The 21,621-nt window shown below is 64.6% G+C and carries 17 protein-coding genes; 13 read left to right on the top strand and 4 right to left on the bottom strand.

All coding sequences use genetic code 11. From position 1 onward, the window contains the following. Window positions 1-24: 24 nt before the first annotated feature. The gene (locus tag ACLKOZ_RS02150; protein ID WP_436472487.1) at window positions 25-543 is read left to right on the top strand and encodes a gamma carbonic anhydrase family protein; all 519 of its coding nucleotides are present in this window, start codon (window positions 25-27) and stop codon (window positions 541-543) included. A 94-nt stretch (window positions 544-637) separates the two neighbouring features. Here ACLKOZ_RS02150 and ACLKOZ_RS02145 read toward each other — a convergent pair whose 3' ends face one another. Then, complete coding sequence (locus ACLKOZ_RS02145; RefSeq protein WP_436472486.1) at window positions 638-2,332, bottom strand: flavin monoamine oxidase family protein; 1,695 nt, start codon at window positions 2,330-2,332, stop codon at window positions 638-640. Next, the gene (locus ACLKOZ_RS02140) at window positions 2,329-3,867 is read right to left on the bottom strand and encodes an amino acid permease (protein WP_436472485.1); all 1,539 of its coding nucleotides are present in this window, start codon (window positions 3,865-3,867) and stop codon (window positions 2,329-2,331) included. Before ACLKOZ_RS02140 ends, ACLKOZ_RS02145 begins: the two co-directional genes overlap by 4 nt. 132 nt (window positions 3,868-3,999) lie before the next feature. On the opposite strand from ACLKOZ_RS02140, the gene ACLKOZ_RS02135 reads away from it, so the two are divergent. Beyond that, the gene (locus ACLKOZ_RS02135; RefSeq protein ID WP_436472484.1) at window positions 4,000-5,661 is read left to right on the top strand and encodes a PucR family transcriptional regulator ligand-binding domain-containing protein; all 1,662 of its coding nucleotides are present in this window, start codon (window positions 4,000-4,002) and stop codon (window positions 5,659-5,661) included. Here ACLKOZ_RS02135 and ACLKOZ_RS02130 read toward each other — a convergent pair. Next, window positions 5,640-6,434: a nitrilase-related carbon-nitrogen hydrolase gene (locus tag ACLKOZ_RS02130; RefSeq protein WP_436472483.1), complete on the bottom strand. Its 795-nt coding sequence runs from the start codon at window positions 6,432-6,434 to the stop codon at window positions 5,640-5,642. The genes ACLKOZ_RS02135 and ACLKOZ_RS02130 overlap by 22 nt on opposite strands. 207 nt (window positions 6,435-6,641) lie before the next feature. On the opposite strand from ACLKOZ_RS02130, the gene ACLKOZ_RS02125 reads away from it, so the two are divergent. From ACLKOZ_RS02125 to ACLKOZ_RS02110, 4 genes are all read left to right on the top strand, one after another. Continuing rightward, entirely contained in the window at window positions 6,642-7,841 is a 1,200-nt protein-coding gene (locus ACLKOZ_RS02125; RefSeq protein WP_436472482.1) for an ROK family transcriptional regulator, read from the top strand. Between the two features lie 121 nt (window positions 7,842-7,962). Further along, window positions 7,963-9,549 carry a multiple monosaccharide ABC transporter ATP-binding protein gene (gene mmsA / locus ACLKOZ_RS02120; RefSeq protein ID WP_436472481.1) on the top strand — a complete coding sequence of 529 codons (1,587 nt, stop codon included), beginning with the start codon at window positions 7,963-7,965 and terminating at the stop codon, window positions 9,547-9,549. A gap of 19 nt (window positions 9,550-9,568) precedes the next feature. Next, on the top strand, window positions 9,569-10,855 hold the full coding sequence (gene mmsB / locus ACLKOZ_RS02115) for a multiple monosaccharide ABC transporter permease (RefSeq protein ID WP_436472480.1): 1,287 nt from the start codon (window positions 9,569-9,571) through the stop codon (window positions 10,853-10,855). Between the two features lie 56 nt (window positions 10,856-10,911). Further along, the gene (locus ACLKOZ_RS02110; protein ID WP_376048915.1) at window positions 10,912-12,006 is read left to right on the top strand and encodes a substrate-binding domain-containing protein; all 1,095 of its coding nucleotides are present in this window, start codon (window positions 10,912-10,914) and stop codon (window positions 12,004-12,006) included. Between the two features lie 115 nt (window positions 12,007-12,121). On the opposite strand, the gene ACLKOZ_RS02105 is transcribed toward ACLKOZ_RS02110, so the two are convergent. Beyond that, window positions 12,122-13,591, bottom strand: coding sequence for a pectate lyase family protein (locus ACLKOZ_RS02105; protein WP_436472479.1), 1,470 nt, complete (start codon window positions 13,589-13,591; stop codon window positions 12,122-12,124). Window positions 13,592-13,939: 348 nt separating this feature from the next. On the opposite strand from ACLKOZ_RS02105, the gene ACLKOZ_RS02100 reads away from it, so the two are divergent. The 7 genes from ACLKOZ_RS02100 (at window position 13,940) to ACLKOZ_RS02070 (ending at window position 21,593) form a co-directional block, all read left to right on the top strand. After that, complete coding sequence (locus ACLKOZ_RS02100) at window positions 13,940-15,391, top strand: ABC transporter permease (RefSeq protein ID WP_436472478.1); 1,452 nt, start codon at window positions 13,940-13,942, stop codon at window positions 15,389-15,391. Window positions 15,392-15,393: 2 nt separating this feature from the next. Further along, window positions 15,394-16,101, top strand: coding sequence for an ABC transporter ATP-binding protein (locus ACLKOZ_RS02095; protein WP_436472477.1), 708 nt, complete (start codon window positions 15,394-15,396; stop codon window positions 16,099-16,101). Window positions 16,102-16,191: 90 nt separating this feature from the next. Then, complete coding sequence (locus tag ACLKOZ_RS02090; RefSeq protein WP_436472476.1) at window positions 16,192-17,262, top strand: Gfo/Idh/MocA family protein; 1,071 nt, start codon at window positions 16,192-16,194, stop codon at window positions 17,260-17,262. 129 nt (window positions 17,263-17,391) lie between these two features. Next, the gene (locus ACLKOZ_RS02085; protein ID WP_436472475.1) at window positions 17,392-18,321 is read left to right on the top strand and encodes a hypothetical protein; all 930 of its coding nucleotides are present in this window, start codon (window positions 17,392-17,394) and stop codon (window positions 18,319-18,321) included. An 86-nt stretch (window positions 18,322-18,407) separates the two neighbouring features. Beyond that, window positions 18,408-19,637, top strand: coding sequence for a hypothetical protein (locus ACLKOZ_RS02080; protein WP_436472474.1), 1,230 nt, complete (start codon window positions 18,408-18,410; stop codon window positions 19,635-19,637). A gap of 250 nt (window positions 19,638-19,887) precedes the next feature. Further along, window positions 19,888-21,096, top strand: a complete 1,209-nt coding sequence (locus ACLKOZ_RS02075; protein ID WP_436472473.1) for a serine/threonine-protein kinase — start codon at window positions 19,888-19,890, stop codon at window positions 21,094-21,096. Next, window positions 21,093-21,593: a hypothetical protein gene (locus tag ACLKOZ_RS02070; protein WP_436472472.1), complete on the top strand. Its 501-nt coding sequence runs from the start codon at window positions 21,093-21,095 to the stop codon at window positions 21,591-21,593. Before ACLKOZ_RS02075 ends, ACLKOZ_RS02070 begins: the two co-directional genes overlap by 4 nt. The last annotated feature ends 28 nt before the right edge of the window (window positions 21,594-21,621 follow it).

Raw genomic sequence — 21,621 nt, 5'->3', positions numbered from 1 at the left:
TGGGGGATGTCCTAGGCTTGGGCCATGGCTCCCCTATACGATTTCGCCGGCGCGTCACCGGCCGTCCACGACTCCGCCTTCATCGCCCCCACCGCATCGATCATTGGCCAGGCCACCCTCGCCGAGGACTCCAGCGCGTTCTACGGTGTCTCCGTCCGGGCGGACACCGCAACCATCAGCGTAGGGGCCGGAAGCAACCTTCAGGACAACGTGGTGCTGCACGCTGACCCAGGCTTTCCTTGCAGCGTTGGGGCAGGAGTCAGCGTGGGGCACGCCGCCGTCGTCCATGGCTGCACCGTGGAGGACAACTGCCTGATCGGCATGGGGGCAACCGTGCTCAACGGCGCGGTGATCGGCACCGGCTCGCTCGTGGCGGCCGGCGCCGTCGTGCTGGAAGGCACTGTAGTGCCGCCGCGGTCACTCGTGGCCGGGGTCCCCGCCAAGGTACGGCGGGAACTCACCGACGAGGAGTTCGACGGCGTGAAGCAAAACGCCGCCCGCTACGTCGAACTGGCACGGGCGCACCGGGAACTGCACGGCTAATCCCCGCCCGTCCCAGGACACGCTATCGGTGTGGGGACGCCCAAAAACGGGTGTCCCCACACCTATTCTGCGTCCTCAGGCTGTTTCTGCGTCCTCAGTCCAGGCTGATCGGCCCCATGGCGTCCAGGAGCTCGCCCGGCCCGGGGTTGCCCGGCACCGACGAACCGCCCAAGTGGTTCACCACTCCCCACACGGCGTTCAAGCCGGTGGTCACGGCGCCTTCGGCCCAGCCCGCGGTGAAGGACACATCGTCACCGGCGAGGAAGATCCCGCGCTGGCTTTCGGGCAGCTTGTCCTGCTTGAAATGCGTAAACAGCCGCTGCTGGTAGCGGTAGTGCCCCGGCAGGTTTGCCTTGAAGGCCCCCATGAAGTTGGGATCGGCCTCCCAGGAAACCGTGATGGGCTGGCCAACGATGTGGCTGGCGATGTCCACTCCCGGGTAGATCTGCTCCAGTGAGTGCAGCATCAGTTCAACGCGCTCGTCCGCATCCAGCGCCAGCCATTTCAGCGCGTCATCATTCCAGGTGTAGGACAGCAGGATCACGGCGGGCTTGTCCGGGCCGTCATCCAGGAGGTAGGTGGCCCTGTTCAGCCGGTCCGTCAGGGTCATCGACAGCACCTCACGGCCTGTGTCCGGATCCACGTCCTTCCAGAACGGCCGGTCCACCATCACAAACGTCTTGGACGACTGCATGTAATGGGAGCGCTCGATCGCGGTCCACAGCTCGGCGGGGAACAGTGCCTCCTCCGTGTGGATGCGCGTGGACAGCAGCCAGGACTGGCACGTGGTCACCACAGCCGGGTAGCTGGCCTCCCGGCCCCAGCGCTCCCGGATCCGGAGGCCGCCGTCGGAACCGCGGCTGATCCTGCCCACAGCCCCGCGGGGCGAGCCGGAGTGAAGGGAAGCCAAGGACGTGCCTTCCGGCCAGTGGGCCATGCCCGACGGCGCGTGCTGCCATAGTGCCTCGGGCAGCCGTTGCGCTCCCCCGCTGATGAGCCGGTGCTGGTCATCGGCGTCCGTGTAGACCACACGGAGGATTTCCAGGATGGAGTTGGGGAAGTCTGTGTCCCAGCCGCCGGTGCCGAAGCCCACCTGGCCAAAGGCTTCACGGTGCGCAAAACCGGCTTCCTTGAAGGACTCGCTCCCGGCGATGAAGCCATAGAAGGTCTGCTCGTCCATGAGCGGCAGCAGCTCGTTCCACAGGTCCTTGATCCGGCCGGTGTCGCGGGCGCGGATAGCCTCCTGCATTTCAACGAACTTGGCGCCGTCGTTGACCGCGGCCTTCCAGGCGTCCGCCACCTCGCGGAAGAACGGCGGCAGGTCCTGGGCGGTCTCGGCGTAGTGCTTCTGGCCGGCCAGTTCGATGACCGTGCTCGAGGTGACGGGCGCCAGCGGGTTGGGGAAGTCCTGGGTTTCCAGCCCCAGCAGGTCCACGTAGTGGTAGAACGCCCTGCCGGACACAGGGAACCGCATCCCCCCGAGGTCGGCCACCACGCCGGGGGCGGACGGGAAGCTGGCTGTGCGCAGGCGCCCGCCGATCCTGTCCGCTTCGTAGACAACAGGGCGCAGTCCCAGCTTCATGAGCTCGTAGGCAGTGACGAGGCCTGAAAGCCCTGCGCCCACAACTGCCACTTCGGTGCCATAGAGCTCCGGCGGAACCGCGCCGAGGCCTGCGGGGTGGGCGAGGTAGTGGTCGTAGCTGAACGGAAAATCCGGGTTCAGCATGGTGATAGGGCCGGCCTGGGTGCTGGACGGGTCAGAGGCCGGGAGTTCGGTGGCGACGGTCATGAAAGCTCTGCCTTCTTGGGTTCGGGGGTGGACAGCGTTGAAGTTTCCGGGCGGCTTCGCTCACGGTATTCCTCCTGGCTCAGCGCCGCCACCCTGGAGTTCCGGCGGCCGTAACCGAAGTAGGCCGCCACGCCCACCAGCATCCAGATTCCAAATGTCACCCAGGTGTCGGCTCCGAGGTTGGCCATAAGGTAGGCGCACATCAGGGCACCGAGGATCGGGGTCAGCGGGAACAGCGGGACGCGGAAGGTGCGCTCCAGTTCGGGCCGGGTGCGTCGCAGGTAGATCACGGCAACGTTGACCAAAGCAAAGGCGAACAGTGTTCCGATGCTGGTGGCGTCGGCGAGGGCACCGAGCGGGACCAGCCCGGCGGTGAGGGCGACGGCGATGCCCACCAGGAGCGTGCCGGCCGCGGGGGTGCCGGTCCGGGGTGAGACGCGGCCGAAGACCTTCGGGATGAGGCCGTCGCGTGACATGGAGAGCAGGATGCGGGTTTGGCCGTAGAGGACGGTCAGGACGATGCTGGCGATAGCCAGGACGGCACCCACCGCAAACACCAGGGCGATCCAGGGCTGGCCGGTGGTTTCCTCCAGGATTTTCACCAGGGCCGCCTCGGTGCCGTCGAACCATCCCCAGGGGCGGGCACCGATGGCTGCCACCGCCACCAGGACGTAAATTGTGGTGACGATGACCATGGAGAGCATGATGGCCCGGGGAAGGTCCCGCTTCGGGTTGCGGGCCTCCTCGCCGGCGGTGGAGGCAGCGTCAAAGCCGATGTAGGAAAAGAACACCCGGGACGCTGCGGCGGAGACCCCGGCGGCGCCCATGGGCAGGAGCGGTTCGAAGTTGCCCGCGTTGAAGGCAGTGAGCGCCACGGCGCAGAAGAAGAGCAGGATGCCCACCTTGACCACCACGATGGACGTGTTGATCCAGGCGCTTTCCTTGGCACCGCGGACCAGCAGGATGGTGGCCAGCACCACGATGACCATGGCCGGGATGTTGACCGCACCGCCGTCGCCCGGGGGCTGCGAAACGGCGTCGGGCAGGACCTGCCCGAACACGGCCAGGGTCTCGTTCACATACTGGCCTGCCCCGACTGCCACGGCGGCGACCGAGACGGCGTACTCAAGGACCAGGCACCAGCCGCAGATCCAGGCCATGCCCTCGCCCATGGTGGCGTAAGTGTAGGAGTAGCTGGAGCCGGCCACGGGGACCATGCCGGCCATTTCTGCGTAGGAGACGGCGGAGAGGAGTGCGGCGAACCCGGCAATGGCGAACGAGATCCAGATCGCAGGCCCAGCCAGCGGAACGGATTCGCCCAGGATCACCAGGATGCCGGTTCCGAGGGTCGCGCCGACACTGATCATGGTCAGCTGCAGGACCCCGAAACTGCGGACCAGTTTCGGTCCGCCCTGGCCACTTTCGGCTTCACTGACCATTTGGCCGATCGGTTTCCGGCGCAGCAGTTGCGCGCCCAGTCCGGGACGGCCGGCTTCGCGGCCCGTGGCCGGTCCGGAGAGTGTTGGCACAGTCATCGTTGACGTCCGTTCGTGAGTAGTTGGTGGGTTTCCCTCACCCAGCGTAGGGGTGTGAGCCGCATCTCAAGGATGTGCAAAGTGACCTATAGTTTTCAGTCATGAGATGTATTGCACCAAACCAAAGCAGCGATGGGCACTCTGGCCAGGGGTCCGTTCGTGCAGCCTGAGGCGGCGGAACGCCTGGATGCCGTAACGCTGGGAGAGTTTCTGGCCGCACTCCCGGCGGACCTCGCGGTCCTTCACGATGCCGGCAATGGCGGTGCGCCTTTGCGCTGGGTGGAGCCCAGCGAACTGGAGGATCCCACGCCATATTTGCTGGATGGGGAGTTCGTCCTGACTGCGGGGCGGCCGTTCCTTGACGACGGCGGAACGAAGGAGAGTGCGGAAGCCTACGTCCGGCGGCTGGTCGCCGCGGGAGTCGCAGCCCTGGGGTTCGGGCTGGAGCCGTATTTCGACGCCGTCCCGGAGCGGGTGCGCTCAGCGTGCCGAAAGCACCAGCTCACCCTGGTGCAGATCCCCAGCAGCGTACCCTTCGCTGCCATCGGCCTGGAATTCTCCCAGCTCCTGGAATCCGGAAATGCACGGGTCTTCCGTCAACTGGCTGACACCAACCGGCAACTGATGCGGGCAGTGCTCTCTGCCAGGCCCGAGCATGAACTCCTTGCTGCACTGGCCCAACGGGTCCCGGTGTGGGCCCAGCTTTTCGGGGCCGATGGCCGAGTGCGGGCCCGGGCGGCAGCAACCGGGACCGGCGGGACCAGCCCTGCCGCCGCCGTCGAACATTCTGCACTGCAACCATTGCTGAAGCGCCTGCTGGCCGGCACGGGCCCGCGGGTGGAGACAGATTCGTTTCCGGCAGACGGTCCGGCCCTCGTCTTCGGCCATCCCCTCCGGAGCACCAAGGACGCCACCCTCGGAGCCCTCATCCTGGGGACGGACAAGCCACTGACCCCGGCGCAGAACAGCGTGGTTTCCTCGGTGGTGGGGCTGCTGGAACTGCTCGTGCGCCAGCGGACCAGCGGATCGCTCGCTCCCAGCCAGCTGGCAACAGCCCTGCTGCTGCATCCGGAAAGCCTGACCGCCGGTTCAGCCCGGCAACTGAACGTGCTGCGGGACCTCCTGGCGCAGAGCGTTTCGGGGACCAGGTCCGGAGCTGTCCGCGTGATCCAGGGCGTGCGGGCGGACGGCTCAGCGCCGGCTTCGGCGGATGGCCCTGTCAGGGAGTTGCTGCAATGGCGAAGGCTGTTCGACACGAAGATGGTGGAGCTGACGGACTACGGATTTGCCGCCGTGACCCGGTTCAAAGTGGACGACGCCCTGCTGCATGAGGTGGAGGGACTGGGCTGGCGCCTGGTAGTGGGCGATCCTACGGACATGGCGGGCCTTCCGGCTGCCTACCAGCGTGCCGCGTCAGTGCGGCCCCGCGTCAAGGCCAGCGGAGAAAGCGTGCGCGTGGATGAGGTGACGTGGTCAGTCACGGGACTGTTGGGCCGCAGCGCCGGCAGCATGCTCGCAGCGCGGCTGCTGGAACCGGTTCTGGCACAGGAGCCTGACCGCCGCAGCTCCCAGCTCAATGTCCTGAAGTCATGGCTGGGTGAAAATGGCAACTGGGATGCCACAGCCAAGGTCCTCGGCTTGCATCGGAACAGTGTGCGGCGCCAGATCAACGCCCTGGCCGAGCTGCTGGCCATGGACCTTAGCTCCGCCCAGGTGCGGGCTGAACTCTGGATTGCCCTTCAGTACGTTGACGCACTCGAGGCCGGGACGCCTCAAACACCCCAGGACCGGTAGAGCTCCGGTCGGCGTTCACGGAGGTAGGGCACCACGTTGCGGGCTTGCCGTGCGGCGTCCGGATCCACTTCGGCATACAGGATTCCGGCCTCAGGTCCCGCCGTGGCCAGCAGCGATCCGTCCGGTCCGGTGATGACGCTGCCGCCGAGGAAAGCGCAGCCTTCCTCGGTTCCGGAATGGTTGGCATAGGCGATGGTCAGCTGGCTTTCGAGCGCTCGGGCCCGCAACAGGACCTGCGGGACCGTGTCGAAGCCGTGCGCCAGTGCGGTAGGCACCAGGAGCAGCTCTGCCCCACCCAGCGCGGCAGCCCTGACCGTTTCCGGAAACTCCACGTCGTAACAGATCACCATGGAGGTCTGGAAGCCGTTGAAATCCACGACGGCGGGACCCGCCGCCGCCGGGCTGAACGCCGTGCGCTCGTCCTCACCAAAGAGGTGCACCTTGGCGTAGCTGAGCAGCTCAGACCCTGCCGCGTCCAGCAGCGTGGAGGTGATGTGCCAGCTGCCCTCGTCCGTAACCGACGGAAGGCTGTAAACCAGGGCAATTCCGCGTCGACGCGCGATGGCGCTCAGCGCTTCCTTGATGGCGGGAAGCCTCGCAGGGTCCAGCTCCGAACGAACCCGCAGCGGCGCGTAGCCCACGGGAAACAGCTCAGGGGTCACCAGCACGGATGCGCCGGCCACGGCAGCCTCCCCCGCGGCCGCATCCAGGGCGGCGCAATTTGCCTCAATGTCGAGTACGCGGGCGTTTGCCTGCATCAGGGCCAGCAGCACCTTTACCACCTCACATAATCGGGACGGCCACAGGAAGGAGTGCGTCCGCTTTTTCCAGCCTAGCCATCGGCCGCCGGGCCATTTGGGGCCAATTGCACCGATGGGGGCCTTCCGACGGGCGGATCGTCCCGTTCTTGCGGCCCTTCCGGCGGACCGCTTGCGTTAACTTCTTGACTACAAGAGTCACCATAGGGCAATCTTCTTTGCATGTCCGCAACACCGCGCTCGATGAGGAGCAACCCCAAAAATCCAGGATCCCAATCCGCCCTGAGGCAGTTGAACCAGCAGCGGATCATCGAGACCCTGATGGGCGGACCCGCCACCCAGGCCGAGCTCGCCAGGCAGACAGGCCTGTCCACGGCCACCGTCTCAAACATCGTCAAAATCATGCAGGATTCGGGGCTGGCATCGACCGAGCCCATCACCAGTTCCGGGCGCCGGGCGCTGAATGTCAGATTGAACAGCAACGGTGCCGTCGCCGTCGGAATCGACTTCGGCCGCCGGCACCTCAGGGTGGTCCTGGCATCGCTCAGCTACCACGTCATCGCGGAGGAATCCGTGATGCTGCCACTCGGCCACCAGGCCGAGGAGGGCATCCAAGCCGCGGTGGTCCTCCTTGAAAAACTGATGCGGGAAAGCGGAGTGGTCCGGAGCGCAATAGTGGGTGCCGGCGTCGGAATTCCCGGACCGATCGACCGCCGGACCGGAACCGTGGCGCAGGGTGCCATCCTCCCTGAATGGGTGGGAATCAACATTCTCCAGCACCTCGAGGACACCCTGAAATTCCCCGTGTATGTTGACAACGACGCCAATCTGGGAGCCTGGTCTGAAGTGACCTGGGGGCCTCACACGGGGGTCGAAAACCTGATGTTCCTGAAGATCGGATCGGGCATCGGTGCGGGCCTGATCCTCAACGGCGCGCCCTACTACGGCAACGTCGGAATCACCGGTGAAATCGGCCACGCCACCATCCATGAGCAGGGCCTGGTGTGCCGGTGCGGGAACCGCGGATGCCTCGAAACCATCGCATCCACCACCACCATGATCGAGCTCCTCAGCCGCCGCGAGGACAGGCCCCTGACACCGGCGGACATCGTCCGTAAGGCCCTCGCGAAGGATCCGGCAACGCTCCGCGTCGTGGACGATGCCGGCCTGGCAGTGGGGCGGGCGCTAGGCAACGTGGCAAACCTCATCAACCCGGAAGTGATCGTGGTGGGCGGGCCCCTGGCCGGCCTTGGCGGCCTCCTCCTGGACCCCATCAGGCGGGGCCTGGTGCGCCATGCCGTGCCCGTCATCGGCGAGACAACCACCCTTACCATGTCATCCCTCGGGGACCGCGCCGAAGCTCTCGGGGCGGCCGCGCTGGTCTTCCAGTACGCCGGGATCCGGCGTTCCCAGACCGATTAGATTTCGGGAGGTTGCGTTCAAGACTTGACGACAACGGCTGTGATCCAGTTTACTTTTTCATCAGACGGCCCCGCGGTTTGCGGGGCGGACAACGAAGTCATCATTGGAGGCGTAAGGGCATATGACGTCCCAAACCACGCAAAGTGATCCAGTAATCCTCGAGATGCGCTCCATCACGAAGGAGTTCCCCGGCGTCAAGGCGCTGTCGGAGGTCAGCCTCCGGGTCAAGGCCGGCGAGATCCATGCCATCTGCGGTGAGAACGGCGCCGGCAAATCCACGCTCATGAAGGTGCTGTCCGGCGTCTACCCGTACGGCAGTTACGACGGCGACATCGTCTACCAGAACGAGGTCCAGCAGTTCAAGGACATCCGGGCCAGTGAGCACGCGGGCATCGTCATCATCCACCAGGAACTGGCACTCATCCCGGAACTCTCCATCATGGAGAACATCTTCTTGGGCAATGAGCCGGCGCGCCGTGGCGTGATCAACTGGGGAGAGGCGCGCAAACGCTCCATCGAACTCCTCGCCCGGGTAGGCCTCCGCGAGGATCCGGACACTCCCGTCAAGGAAATCGGCGTCGGCAAGCAGCAACTGGTGGAAATCGCCAAGGCCCTGAACAAGTCGGTAAAACTACTCATCCTGGACGAGCCCACTGCCGCCCTGAATGAATCCGACTCCCAGCACCTGCTGGACCTGATGCTCGGCCTCAAGGCCAAGGGCATCACCTCGATCATCATTTCCCACAAGCTCAACGAAATCGAACAGATCGCGGATGAGATCACTATCATCCGCGACGGTAAAGCGGTGGAAACACTGAACATCGTGGCCGACGGCGTGGACGAGGACCGGATCATCAAAGGAATGGTGGGACGTTCCCTTGAGTCCCGCTTCCCGGAGCACACCCCGAAAATCGGCGAGGTGCTGTTCGAGGTCCGCAACTGGACAGTGGGCCATCCCCAGGTGGCAGACCGGCTCGTCTGCAAGAACTCGAGCTTCACGGTGCGCCGCGGCGAGATCGTCGGCTTCGCAGGGCTCATGGGCGCGGGCCGCACCGAACTTGCCCGCTCCCTGTTTGGGCGTTCCTACGGGAACTACATCTCGGGCCAGGTCTTCAAGAACGGCCAGGAAATCCACATCCGGAACGTTCCCCAAGCCATCAAAGCGGGACTGGCGTACGTCACTGAAGACCGCAAGAGCCTCGGCCTGAACCTGCTGGATGACATCAAGACCACCACCGTTTCGGCTAACCTCAAGGCCATTACCAAGGGCCTCGTCGTAGACAACCGCAAGGAATTCACGGTGGCCGAGGGGTACCGCAAGAGCCTTCGGACCAAAGCGCCCACAGTCAATGAAGGGGTGTCCAAGCTCTCCGGCGGCAATCAGCAGAAGGTTGTGCTGGCCAAGTGGATGTTCACCGGCCCGGACCTCCTCATCCTTGACGAGCCCACGCGCGGAATCGACGTCGGCGCCAAGTACGAGATCTACGGCATCATCCAGCAGCTTGCACAGCAGGGCAAGGGCGTCATCGTGATCTCCTCCGAGCTGCCTGAGCTGCTCGGACTGTCGGACCGGATCTACACCATCTTTGAGGGCTCCATCACGGGAGTACTGGATAAGGAACACGCCACTCAGGAAAGCCTGATGCGCCTGATGACCTCAGCCACCCGCGCCGGCAACAACGCCGCCCCCACTGCACAAACCGCATAAGCCCGAGGACGGAACAATTATGAAAGCACTTAAAAGGATTTTCGGCGGTGACACCCGCCAGTTCGGCATGATCATTGCCCTCGTGGCACTCGTGCTGTTCTTCCAGTTGTTCACCGGCGGTAAGGTCCTGACGCCGACCAACATGATCAACCTGTTCAACGGCAACTCCTACATCCTGGTCCTGGCGATCGGGATGGTGCTGGTGATCATTGCCGGCCACATCGACCTCTCTGTCGGCTCTGTTGCCGCAGCGGTGGGCATCGTAGTGGCCATTGCCATGCGGGACTGGGGCATCCCCTGGTACCTTGGCATCCTCCTCGGCCTGGTCCTGGGCGCAGTGATCGGTGCCTGGCAGGGCTTCTGGGTGGCCTACGTGGGCATTCCTGCCTTCATCGTCACCTTGGCCGGAATGCTGCTTTTCCGTGGCGCCAACCAGTTCGTGGGCAAATCGTTGACCGTTCCCGTGCCGGAGGAATTCCGTGCCATGGGTGCAGGCTTCCTGCCGGAGATCGGCGACTTCGCCCGTTACAACGCCCCCACAGTCATCCTCGGATTCCTGCTGATCGCCGTCGTGGTGTTCCTTGAGTTCCGCAACCGCCGCATCGAAGCCCGCACCGGTGCCACCGTGGATCCGCTCTGGGTTCCCATCACGCGGCTGGTCCTGCTTGCCGGCGCAGTCCTGTACGTCACCTGGTTGTTCTCGACCGGACGCTACGGAACCTCGTTCCCCGTCTCTGGCCTGATCCTCGTGGGCCTGGTGGCGCTGTACGTCTTCATCACCAGCAAGACCATCCTTGGCCGGCACGTCTACGCAGTAGGTGGCAACCGCCACGCCGCCGAACTCTCCGGTGTGCAGTCCAAGAAGGTCAACTTCCTGGTCATGATGAACATGTCCATCCTGGCGGCACTCGCCGGAATGATGTTTGTGGCCAGGTCCACCAGCTCAGGACCCGCGGACGGCGTGGGCTGGGAACTTGACGCCATTGCGGCCGTCTTCATCGGCGGCGCGGCGGTCAGCGGCGGCGTCGGCACCGTGATCGGTTCCATCGTGGGTGGCCTCGTTATGGCTGTGCTGAACAACGGCCTGCAGCTGCTGAGCGTCGGAGCCGACATGCAGTCGATCATCAAGGGCCTGGTGCTGCTGATTGCCGTGGCCATCGATGTCTACAACAAGAGCCAGGGGCGCCGCTCCATCATCGGAATGCTGATGAACGGCCTGCGCTCCAACCAGCCGCCCACCCCGGAGAAAGAGATTGCCAAGACCTCCGAGATCATCACTCCCGCAGAACCAGCCGAGTCAAAATAGCCCGCGACGGCGGCCGGCACGTCCGGCTGCCTTTGGACCCAGAAAGAGAAACTCACATGCGTAAAATCGCAAAGACCCTGACCGTCCTCGCGGCCGTCGCAACGCTCTCCCTGACAGGGTGCGGCCGGTCCGACGTCGACGCCGAAGCCGCCAAGGCGGGCACCGCCCTGTCCGGCTTCCCCCAGGACGCCGTGATCGGCGTCGCCCTTCCCAAGAAAACCAGCGAGAACTGGACCTTGGCAGAGAAGCTGTTCAACGACGGACTGTCCTCGGCCGGCTTCAAGCCCAATGTGCAGTTCGCTAACAACGGCGTCTCCGAACAGCAGAACCAGATCTCCACAATGATCACCTCCGGAGCCAAGGTGATCGTGGTCGGCGCCGTGGACGGTGCACAGCTGGGCACCCAGCTCCAGCAGGCCAAGGACGCCGGCGCGGTCATCATCGCCTACGACCGCATGCTGACAAACACCAAGGCCATCGACTACTACGTGGCGTATGACAACTTCAGGGTCGGTGAACTGCAGGGTCAAGCGTTGCTGGAAGGCATGGCGGCCAAGAAGGCTGGCCCCTATAACGTCGAACTCTTCGCGGGATCCCCGGACGATGCCAACTCGAAGGTGTTCTTCGACGGCGCCATGAGCGTCCTGAAGCCCAAGATCGACGACGGGACCCTGAAGGTGGTCTCCGGCCAGTCCGATTTCCAGCGGGCTGTCACGCAGGACTGGAAGCCGGAAAACGCCCAGCGCCGCATGGACGCACTGCTCTCGGGCAGCTACGCCTCTTCTGAGCTGGACGGTGTCCTGTCTCCGAATGACACCCTGGCCCGGGCCGTGATCACGTCCATCAAGAGCGCCGGCAAGTCCGTTCCGATTGTGACCGGCCAGGACTCCGAGGTGGAGTCCGTGAAGTCCATCATGGCTGGCGAGCAGTACTCGACGATCAACAAGGACACTCGCAAGATTGTCGAACACACGATCACCATGATCAAGGACCTGCAGCAGGGCCTCGCCTTGGAAATCAACGACAACCGCAACTACAAGAACGAGTTCAAGCGCGTTCCTGCTTTCCTGTTGCCGCCGGCGATCGTGACCGCAGCCAACGTGAAGACTGCCTACGTGGACGATCCGACCCTGGGCCCGATCACCAAGTAACAAACTGAACGCGGAATGCCCCGGCTCCCTCAGTGACCAGTTCACAGGAGCCGGGGCATTCCCCTTTAAGCGATGCGCGCCCAGGTATCGTGCGCCCAACGATGCTGTTTTATAACTAAGACGCCGGGCCGTCCACGCGTAGGACGCCAGGCCCTGTGAAGTGCAGTGCGTGGTTGCGCACAGCCTGCGGCGTGGTGAAGGCCCTGTAGCTGTACGCGTCCGCCGGGTTCCAGCCGACGTCGGTGGTGAAGTCCCAAGCGGTCCAGCCCGGTGCGGGTGTGCCGCTCAGTTCCGCCTCTGCCAGTGCCTCCGCCCGGTTGGTTTCGTAGGAGGCCCGGGCCACGGACTCCAGGTCCGCCGGGGCTCCGTTGAACCACGACCCGGTGTCGCTGAAGCGGTGCCCGTTGTAGCTGCTGACCATGATGGATGCGTCCGCGCCGGGTCCCGTGTAGTCGAAGGCGTTGTACTCGGAGAAAATCCTGGACTCGTAGCCTGCGCCCAGGAAGTAGCTGCTGCCGCCCTGTGCCTTACTGACCATCGGGTACTGCTGATGGTCGGTGCTGCCCACAAAGTAGTTGTTCGCCACGTGCACCTTGCCGAACCTGACGCGGGGGCCGCGTTGCTGGATGTTCTCCATCAGGTTGCCGATGTAGCTGACGCGCAGCTTGCCGCCGTCCTTGTCCACGTGCTCGTCGCCGGAGCCGAGCAACATCGTCTTGTCGTGGTTGTGCAGTTTGCTGTTGGAGATGGTCACATAGTCGGTGCCGTCCTTGAGGTCCAGCAAACCGTCATGCCGGTTGGCGGGCTTGCCCCGGAACCCCATGGGCGCCTCACTGTCCGGGTATCGTCCGTCGGTCAGCCGGACGTGATCGACCCAGAGATGGTCTGACGTGACTGAGGACAGGGCGTCGAACCGCGCGTTCCAGGCACCCTGGCCGTCGTCCGGGGACCACGTGGTGAAGAAGTCTACGGGTGCCTCCACGCTAAGGTTGCGCACCACCACGTTCGTGGCGCTCAGGATCACGATGTTTGCACCTACAAACCCCGCGTCGTTACCGAGGCCCATCAATGTGGTGTTGCTGGGGAGGCTCACCTCGATCTGCCGCTTCATGTTGTTGCTGCCGGTCTGGCGCAGCTGGCGCATGGACCTGCAGTAGTCGAAGGTCTGGTCGCTCCAGGTCCTGCCCTCCGGACCGAAGCAGGACATGTACTTGTTGATGTCGTAGCCGGGCGCATAATCCTGCTCCCCGAGAATGCGCCCGTCCGGTGTCTGGTTGCCGTCGATGGTTCCACGGACATAGATGATTTTGGGCGCTTTCGGCTCACCATGGTTGGCCAGCGCTGCCTTCAGCTCTGCCAGCGTGCCCACCTCGTAGCGGTTTTCGGCCGGAGCGCCCGCCCCGCCGTTCGTGACGCCGTCGACGGCGGCCCAGCCCGTGGGTGCCGCGTCGTCGGCGCGGATAATGCCCCCTCCGGTCAGGGACGATGGCGCTGCGCCACCGGGCGCGCTGGTTCCGGGTGCTGCGTTGGCGGATCCGGCAACAGCGAGCCCTGCAGCGAGCGCCAGCGCCGAGGCGGACGCCACCACTGCTCCGGTGAGGCGAGGACGGGCAAGTCTCGAATGGGATGTCGATTTCAAACGTATGGAGGACGTCATTGGCCTTTATTTCCGGCATGCCAAACAGACCACATGCCTAGTCGGGTGCGGATACAGATTTCGGGGAACCGCCGCTCAGAAAACGCTTTCCGAGCGGCACTACTATTCTTACGTCGGGCGTGACAAAGCTGTCAAGGGGTGTCCTTTTTGGCCGCTCTTCAAACAAGAACGGCTTTCACAGCGCAAACATAGGTTCGCCACGTTTCCCGCACAGGGACGGGCACGAGTCTGGGATCAGAACGCCGGTCTTCCGCCGGCCGAGATCTTAGGAGTACAGTGAGCGTCCTTGCCCGGAGTGTAGGCAATGCCTTCAGAAACAAGGTTCGAACGGCTGCAGTCGTTGCGGTCCTGGCAGTGGCCATCGGTCTGGCACTGGCCATGCTGGTGGCCAACCAGGCCGTGAGCGCCAAAGTCCAGGAGCTGAATGCCTCCGTCGGGACTGTCCTCACCGTCAACCCGGCCGGAGGCCAGGGCTTCGAAGGTGGCGGCGAACCGCTGACAACCGAGCAGGCCGCCACCGCCGCTGCCGTTCCCAACGTCAGTTCCGTCGTAGGGACCACTTCCCTCAGGCTCCGGAACGCTGCCGAGGCTGCTGCCCAGACGGCCGCCGGCGCCCCGACAGGCCCCGGCGGAGGCCAGGGCGGCGGACCCGGGGGCACGTCCGCAACTACACTGACCACCAGCCTGACAGCCGCCATCGATGCCGGCACGCTGGGCAACCGCAACCAGGCGGCCAACGGCACTACGGGTGCCACCGGCACCACCACGCAGCCTCCCCGCTCGCTGCCGATCACCGCCACCGGCATCGGCGCGGAGATGGACAGCACCGGCAAAGCGCTGACCATCACTGACGGATCCGGCCTGGGCGACTACACCGCGGAATCGGCCAACGCCCTGCTGGGCACCACACTCGCGGAAAAGAACGGGCTCTCGGTGGGGTCCACGTTCACCATCAATGACCAGACCTACACCGTGGCGGGCCTGTTCGATTCCGGCACGACGTTCGGCAACAACGCCCTTTACGTGACTCTTCCGACGGCGCAGAACCTTGCGGAGCTCCCAGACGAGCTGTCCAGCATGATTGTGACCGTGGACTCGTTGGAAAATGTTCAGTCCACGAAGGCTGCCCTGGAGACGGCCCTCGGCACCGACAAGGCTGATGTCACCCAGGGCCAGAACCTGGAGACGGCGGTCAGCTCCCTCGGCAGCGTCAGGAACATCTCCTTCATCGCCTTCGTTGCAGCTCTCGGCACGGCTGGGCTCATCATCTTGCTGATCATGGTCATGCTGGTCCGCGAACGCCGCCGGGAGATCGGTGTCCTCAAGGCCATCGGCGCACCCAACCGCACCATCGGCCTGCAGTTCGTGCTCGAAGCCCTCGTCCTGGTGGCCATGGGCAGCGCCGTGGGTGCCGCGATCGCATCCTTCGCCAGCGGCGGCATCGCCTCGGCGCTGATCAACACCAACACCACCACGACGGCGACCCCCACCGGCCCCGGGGCCGGTTTGCCAGGTGGCGGCGCAGGCTTCCCTGACGGCGCTGGCCTACCTTCCGGCGGACCGTTCGGCGGAGCCTCCCAGCTGCTGACCTCCGTCACCGCCAGCGCCTCCCCCGGCGTCATTGCCGCCGGAATAGCCGCAGTATTCGGAGTCGCCATCATCGGCGCGCTTGTCCCCGCGCTGCTCACGGCCCGCATCCGCCCCATCGAAGTCCTGCGAGGAGAATAACCATGATTGAAGTGAAGAACCTGGTCCGCACCTTCAACTCGGGCGACCGCACCATCAAGCCAGTCAACAATGTGAGTTTTGAACTCGAGCAGGGCACGTTGGCGTCCATCGTCGGCAAGAGCGGCAGCGGCAAGAGCACCCTGTTGTCCCTCTTGGGTGCGCTGGACAAGCCCACCAGCGGAGACGTCGTCGTGAACGGTGTCAGCTTGGCGAGCATGCCGGACGGGAAGCTGACCGAATACCGACGCCGGGACATCGGCTTTGTGTTTCAGCAATTCAACCTCATCCCGAACCTCTCCGCGGTGGACAACGTGATGCTTCCGATGGAGTTCGCCGGGATGCGCAAGGCCGGACGCCTCCAGCGCGCAAGAGATCTTCTCGAACAGGTACAGCTGGACCAGGACAAGCAAGTACGGCGGATCAACCGGCTCTCGGGCGGCGAGCAGCAGCGTGTGGCGATTGCCCGTGCTCTGGCCAATGAACCCAAACTGATCCTGGCGGACGAACCAACAGGCAACCTGGACGAACAGACCGGTGATCACATCATCGAGCTTCTCAGTTCGCTCAGCCGGGAGCACAACACCACCATCCTGGTGGTCACCCACGACCGGGCGCTGGCCAACAAGGCGGACCGCCGCTTCAGGCTCCAGCAGGGCAAGCTGACGGAAGAGGCTGCCCGCACCCGTTCGACGGTGGCAACCCCGGCATAGCGAAAGGGAGGGTCCCGCCCACGGATCCTCCCTCACTTCCCTGCAGGTTTTTTCCCGCCCCTCTCTCATTGCAATGAGAGGATGGCTCTCATGAGTGCGCCTATCGCCAAGCCGTGGCTGTCCAGCCAGTCCGACCAGGACCCCAGGTCCGCTACCGGCAACACCCTGAAGTGGGGAGTAGTAGCCACCGGCGGCATCGCCCGGTCCGTGTCCGAAGATCTGGCTCTCCTGGCCGACGCCGAGCTCTACGCCGTCAGTTCCCGCGGCCAGGAGACTGCGGACAACTTCGCCGCGGCCTACGGGTTCGCCAAGGGATACGGGGACGACGACGGCGTCCACGGCTACCAGCGGCTCCTCGCCGACGATTCGATTGACGTCGTGTATGTGGCCACGCCCCACGCCCAGCACCACCAGATTGTCCTCGCTGCCCTCAACGCAGGGAAACACGTCCTGTGCGAAAAAGCCTTGACTATCAACGCCCGCGAAGCGAGCGAGCTCATTGGTGTGGCACGTAAAAAGAACCTCTTCCTGATGGAAGCGATCTGGAGCCGGTTCCTGCCGGCCATGCAACGCGCCTTCGATATCGCTGCCTCAGGGGAACTGGGTGATGTGCACTGGGTCAGCGCCGATCTGGGCTTCCCCGCGCCCTACTCCCCCACGTCCAGGCTTTGGGCAAGGCAGGACGGCGGCGGGGCGCTGCTCGACATCTCCGTCTACCCGCTGCTCTGGGCGCTGGGAACCCTCGGCTTCCCGCAGACCGTCAGTGCCACTGGCGTTGTCAACGACGACGGCGTGGACGCCCAAAATGCGATGACTCTCGGTTACAACCACGGCGCCCAGGTCCAGCTGACGTCGTCGCTGTTGGCACACGGTCCACGGATCGCAACGGTGGCCGGAAGCCTGGGATACCTCCAAAGCGTGGGCTCCATTAACAATCCGAGCGAACTGCTGGTCCGGATCGGCCGCGGGGAGCTCCGCCGCGAAGTGTTCGACGTCATCGGTCGGGGCTACACCTATGAACTCCGCGAAGTGACGCGCTGCATCCAGCAAGGGCTTATAGAAAGCCCTGTCATGCCCCTCGAGGATTCCCTGAACACCATGCGCCTTTTCGATGGCGTGCGCGCCCAACTCGGTGTCAGCTACCCAAACGACGCGCATTAGGGCCGACTGAATATGAATGACAAAGAAAGTCAATTTGATGGGAATTTGTAGATTTTTTCATGGACTTCGATCAATAAGCGGTCTTACGATGTAAACATCGTCGGTTGATCCGCTCTGGGGGTGGTACGCATGGCTAGAGGTCTATCGCCATGGCGTGCGCTCCGGCCAGTTCTCCTCGCTGGAGCCGCCACACTCACCTGGCTGACGCTTTCCACCACTGCCGCGACTGCCGATTCGCCCGATTCGGATTCGCTACTGGGCGGGGTAACTTCGTCGGTTTCGTCCCTTGCAACCCCGCTGGCCAGCACGCTGCCGTCCCTGCCCGAGGTTGCCACGCCGGCCCCTCAGCCGGTGCCATCGCCCGGACTCCTGCGGCCCGTGGCGGGCACACTCACTGGCGCCGCAGACCAGTTGGTCACGGCTGTCCCGGTCGTGAACGAGGTTGTTCCTGCGGGCACGGTCTCCACTGTTGTCGTCCCTGTTGCTGTTGTGGCCGATGACGCCGCCGCGGGACTGGTGGAAACTGTCGCTCCGCCGCTCGTTGAAGCCCTTCCAGTTCTTGAGCCTGTGGTGCAGCCAGTCTCGGAACTGGTCACGGGAGCTGTTCCCTTGCCCGTGACCCTGCCCAGCGTCCCGGACAGCGGATCCGTTACTACTGATTCCGCAAGCATTCTGAACGAGGGTGACTCTCTGGCGGATCCGGCCGCCTCTGGTAATTTCTCAGGGATCATTCCGGAGCAGCTTGCCGGGGCTGCCGGCACAGTAGGCTTCCCGGCCTCTCCTGTGGCTGCCCTTGCCGGAACATCTTCCTCCCCTGGCACGCTTACAACTGCCGCCTCGGTGCCTGAGCTACCACTGGCAGGCAGTCCGTCACCGGCACCTTCCGGCCCCAGTTCCGGGGCTGGGAGCGGAGCACCGCCGTCGGGCCCCTCAGGCTCGGCGGCCTGGCTGAACGACCTTGATCTTGAATTCCTGCTCCCGGGCGCTTTCCCGGTCAGCGGATCCTCTGAGCATGCCCCCTCACCGGTGTCATTCGACCCCGGTTCCTCTCCTGACTAGTTGAGCCCTGCCTGCCATTCCGTGGCAGGACAAGGCAACAGGGTTGCTTACCTGCGCCCCACCTCAACTTCTCAGGAGACAAAACCATGCATTCCAACCTTCGCAGAGGGCTGCTTAGCACCCTCTTTGCCGGCGGGCTCCTAGCCCTCGGCGCCACCGCGGCCAGCGCTGCGGATACAACCAGCGGATCCGACCTCACCGCATCCGCCCTGGTCTCAGCGGCGACATCCGCGAACACGACGTCGTTGGGCCTGCTGGGTGACCCAACGCCGTCGGACACCGCGGATGTTGCCGCTGTGGTCGACGTCAACCTCGGCCTCGGAAACGGCAGCCTGACCGGCACCGACACCGACACCGCCGCCGACGTGGCCGTCGCAGCCGACGTCGCACTTGGCCTCGGTAACGGCAGCACCAACGACGGCGGAACCACCGCCGACGTGGCCGCCGCAGCCGACATCAACCTCGGCCTCGGAAACGGCGTCCTCGGCAGCACCAACGACGGCGGAACCACCGCCGACGTGGCCGTCGCAGCCGACGTCGCACTCGGCCTCGGTAACGGCAACCTGACCGGCACCGACACCACCGCCGACGTGGCCGCCGCAGCCGACATCAACCTCGGCCTCGGAAACAGCGTCCTCGGCAGCACCAACGACGGCGGAACCACCGCCGACGTGGCCGCTGTGGTCGACCTGGGCCTGGGCCTCGGCACCGACGGCACTACCGGCACCACCGGTGGTGACCTGGACGCCGCAGTTGATGTCGACCTGGGCCTGGGCCTCGGCACCGACGGCACTACCGGCACCACCGGTGGTGACCTGGACGCCGCAGTTGATGTCGACCTTGGTCTGGATACCTCAGGTCTTTTGGATGACGTGACAGCTGGCGTCGGTGGATCCGTCATCATCGGCGGCGCCACGGACGGCAGTGTCACCCCCGGTACGGAAACACCCGGCACTGAGACCCCAGGAACCGAAACGCCGGGCACGGGAACGCCGGGCGGAACGGGCACTACCGGCGGCACAGATACCCCGGGAACCGGCACGACTGGCACCACGGGAAATACCGGCACCACCACCGGTACAACCGGCTCTGACAGCACCGGAATCACTGTTGTCCCGGCTGGGGGCACCACCGGCACCACTGCAGGCTCGGCATCCGCAGCGGCCAACACCCTGGGCAACGCCAGGGGCAGCACCACAGGCCAGGGCGGCACCGCCACGCTGGCCAAGACAGGAATCGATGCATCGCTGATTCCCATCGCCCTGCTCATGCTGGTTACAGGCCTGCTGATGTTCCGCCGTCGCAAGACGTCCTAATAATCAGAAGGTGGATCAAGAGGTTCTGAACCTCGACAAGCACCAACAATCGCTGCCGTTCGCGGCAGCCGGCGAAAGGAGGTGGCCGCCAGCCCGATAGCACATGTCCTTGTGACCAGTGGTCCGGGTGCGAAGGCCTCCATCCCTTTGCACCCGGACCGCAGGCGCGCACGATAACCACTTCAGGAGGCGTTACCGGCCGGTATAATTTAGGAACAATAGTGCCGCAGCGCACCGGAGGGAGCTGGTCATGGTGGCGGATTCGCCTAGCTCCATCAAGAATGAAGTGGTTGGCGGACGGTATCGCCTGGGAGAAGTGATCGGCCGGGGAGGCATGTCATCGGTGTACTGTGCCAGGGACGAGCACCTTGGCCGGGATGTGGCACTGAAGCTCTTCGCGCCGCAGGCCCCGGACTCCGATGAACTCAAGCGGCAGGAAGCCGAAATCCAGCTGCTCGCAACCCTTAACCATCCAAGCCTGGTAACACTGTTCGACGCCGGAATCGATACCCGCATCCCGGATGAGCCCCGGCCGTTCCTGACAATGGAGCTCGTGGACGGGCAAGACCTTCGCAGCCGAATCAGGCACAGTGCAGTTCCGCTGGACGAGCTCGCCGTCATTGGTGCAGGAATCGCCGATGCCTTGGCCTACGTGCACAGCCTGGGCATCATCCATCGCGACATCAAACCAGGCAACATCCTGTTGGTGCAGATCCGTCCGGGGGAACCCCTGCGGCCCAAACTGACGGATTTTGGCATCGCCAGGATCGCGGACTCAACACGGCTTACCACAACCGGAACCCTGGTGGGCACGGCCGCGTACCTCAGTCCGGAGCAGGCCATGGGTGCTCCCCTGTCACCGGCAACGGATATCTACTCGCTGGGCCTTGTCCTCCTGGAATGCATCAAGCAGACCATAGAGTACCCGGGAAGTGCCGTCGAATCTGCTGTGGCCAGGATTCATCGTGCACCGGAAATACCAGACGACGTGCCGGCGGAGTGGGCTGACCTCATCCGCTCGATGACTGCTGTCGAACCGTTGGAACGCCCTACAGCAGCGGATGTGGAAACGGCACTACGCCAAGCCCTCGTATCCCCCGTCTCCGCACCTGGCGAGCTCGCACCGGAAACCACGCGGGTGCTTCCGGCCATGCCGTTCAGGCCCCCGACAATCACCACTGAAACCAAGCTCCCCGGCTACCAGGAGCATATGGCCGAAGCGGCAGCGTCCAGCGGTTCAGAAGCGCGCGGCCGAGTCCGGGTACTCTCCCGGCTTCGCCACGCCGGAAAGCGAATCTGGCTCGTGCTCGTCCTGGGCATCCTCACCATAGGAGCCATCGCAGCTGCACTGACATTCAGCCTGGCACCACAGCCAACGCCCGACGTCGTCCCGTACCCGTCCGTCACCGGCACCTTGGGTGACCACCTCAAGCAGCTTCAGGAGAGCGTCGAGCCATGAGTCCTGCCCCTAACGGACACCGTCGCATAGCCGCCGCCCGGGCCGTGGCCGCTGGGGCGACGCTTCTACTCGCCGTGTTTCTGGCGGGTTGCGGCTCCGCGGATAACGGCCTCAAGCCCGACGTCGCCCGGCAGCTCCAGCAACGTGTTCTTGGCGTGACCCAGGCCGCGGCGGGCAATGATCCGGCGAGCGGTCTTGCCGCTTTGGACAGTCTTGAGGCAGATCTGGCCTCCGCCGTCGGGAACGGACAGGTATCCGAAGACCGCAGGCGGAGCATCATGACCGCCGCTACCGCTGTCCGGGCTGACCTTGCGGCAGCCAAGGCGGTGGCCGACGCCGCCGCGGCGAAGGCTGCAGCGGAAGCTGCCGCTCAACAGGAGCAGGCCGAAGCCGAAGCTGCTGCTCAAGCCGCAAAGGAAGCCCCCGCCCCCGCGGCACCGGCGCCCGCCGAGGGCAAAGGCAACGACGGCAAAGGCAAGGGCAAGGAGGACGACTGACAAGAGGCGGCGCCCCGGTTTCCCGGGG

Origin of the sequence: Arthrobacter sp. R4 (assembly GCF_051365025.1) — a bacterium.
Taxonomy (GTDB): domain Bacteria; phylum Actinomycetota; class Actinomycetes; order Actinomycetales; family Micrococcaceae; genus Arthrobacter.
Note: the sequence above shows the minus strand (reverse complement) of the source record. Positions and strands in the feature narration are given on the sequence as shown.

Bases quoted from the DNA above. Each gene is read 5' to 3' on its own strand.
- ACLKOZ_RS02150 (WP_436472487.1), top strand. From the start codon at position 25: ATGGCTCCCCTATACGATTTCGCCGGCGCGTCACCGGCCGTCCACGAC.
- ACLKOZ_RS02145 (WP_436472486.1), bottom strand. From the start codon at position 2,332: ATGACCGTCGCCACCGAACTCCCGGCCTCTGACCCGTCCAGCACCCAG.
- ACLKOZ_RS02140 (WP_436472485.1), bottom strand. From the start codon at position 3,867: ATGACTGTGCCAACACTCTCCGGACCGGCCACGGGCCGCGAAGCCGGC.
- ACLKOZ_RS02135 (WP_436472484.1), top strand. From the start codon at position 4,000: ATGGGCACTCTGGCCAGGGGTCCGTTCGTGCAGCCTGAGGCGGCGGAA.
- ACLKOZ_RS02125 (WP_436472482.1), top strand. From the start codon at position 6,642: ATGTCCGCAACACCGCGCTCGATGAGGAGCAACCCCAAAAATCCAGGA.
- mmsA (WP_436472481.1), top strand. From the start codon at position 7,963: ATGACGTCCCAAACCACGCAAAGTGATCCAGTAATCCTCGAGATGCGC.
- mmsB (WP_436472480.1), top strand. From the start codon at position 9,569: ATGAAAGCACTTAAAAGGATTTTCGGCGGTGACACCCGCCAGTTCGGC.
- ACLKOZ_RS02110 (WP_376048915.1), top strand. From the start codon at position 10,912: ATGCGTAAAATCGCAAAGACCCTGACCGTCCTCGCGGCCGTCGCAACG.
- ACLKOZ_RS02095 (WP_436472477.1), top strand. From the start codon at position 15,394: ATGATTGAAGTGAAGAACCTGGTCCGCACCTTCAACTCGGGCGACCGC.
- ACLKOZ_RS02090 (WP_436472476.1), top strand. From the start codon at position 16,192: ATGAGTGCGCCTATCGCCAAGCCGTGGCTGTCCAGCCAGTCCGACCAG.
- ACLKOZ_RS02085 (WP_436472475.1), top strand. From the start codon at position 17,392: ATGGCTAGAGGTCTATCGCCATGGCGTGCGCTCCGGCCAGTTCTCCTC.
- ACLKOZ_RS02080 (WP_436472474.1), top strand. From the start codon at position 18,408: ATGCATTCCAACCTTCGCAGAGGGCTGCTTAGCACCCTCTTTGCCGGC.
- ACLKOZ_RS02075 (WP_436472473.1), top strand. From the start codon at position 19,888: ATGGTGGCGGATTCGCCTAGCTCCATCAAGAATGAAGTGGTTGGCGGA.
- ACLKOZ_RS02070 (WP_436472472.1), top strand. From the start codon at position 21,093: ATGAGTCCTGCCCCTAACGGACACCGTCGCATAGCCGCCGCCCGGGCC.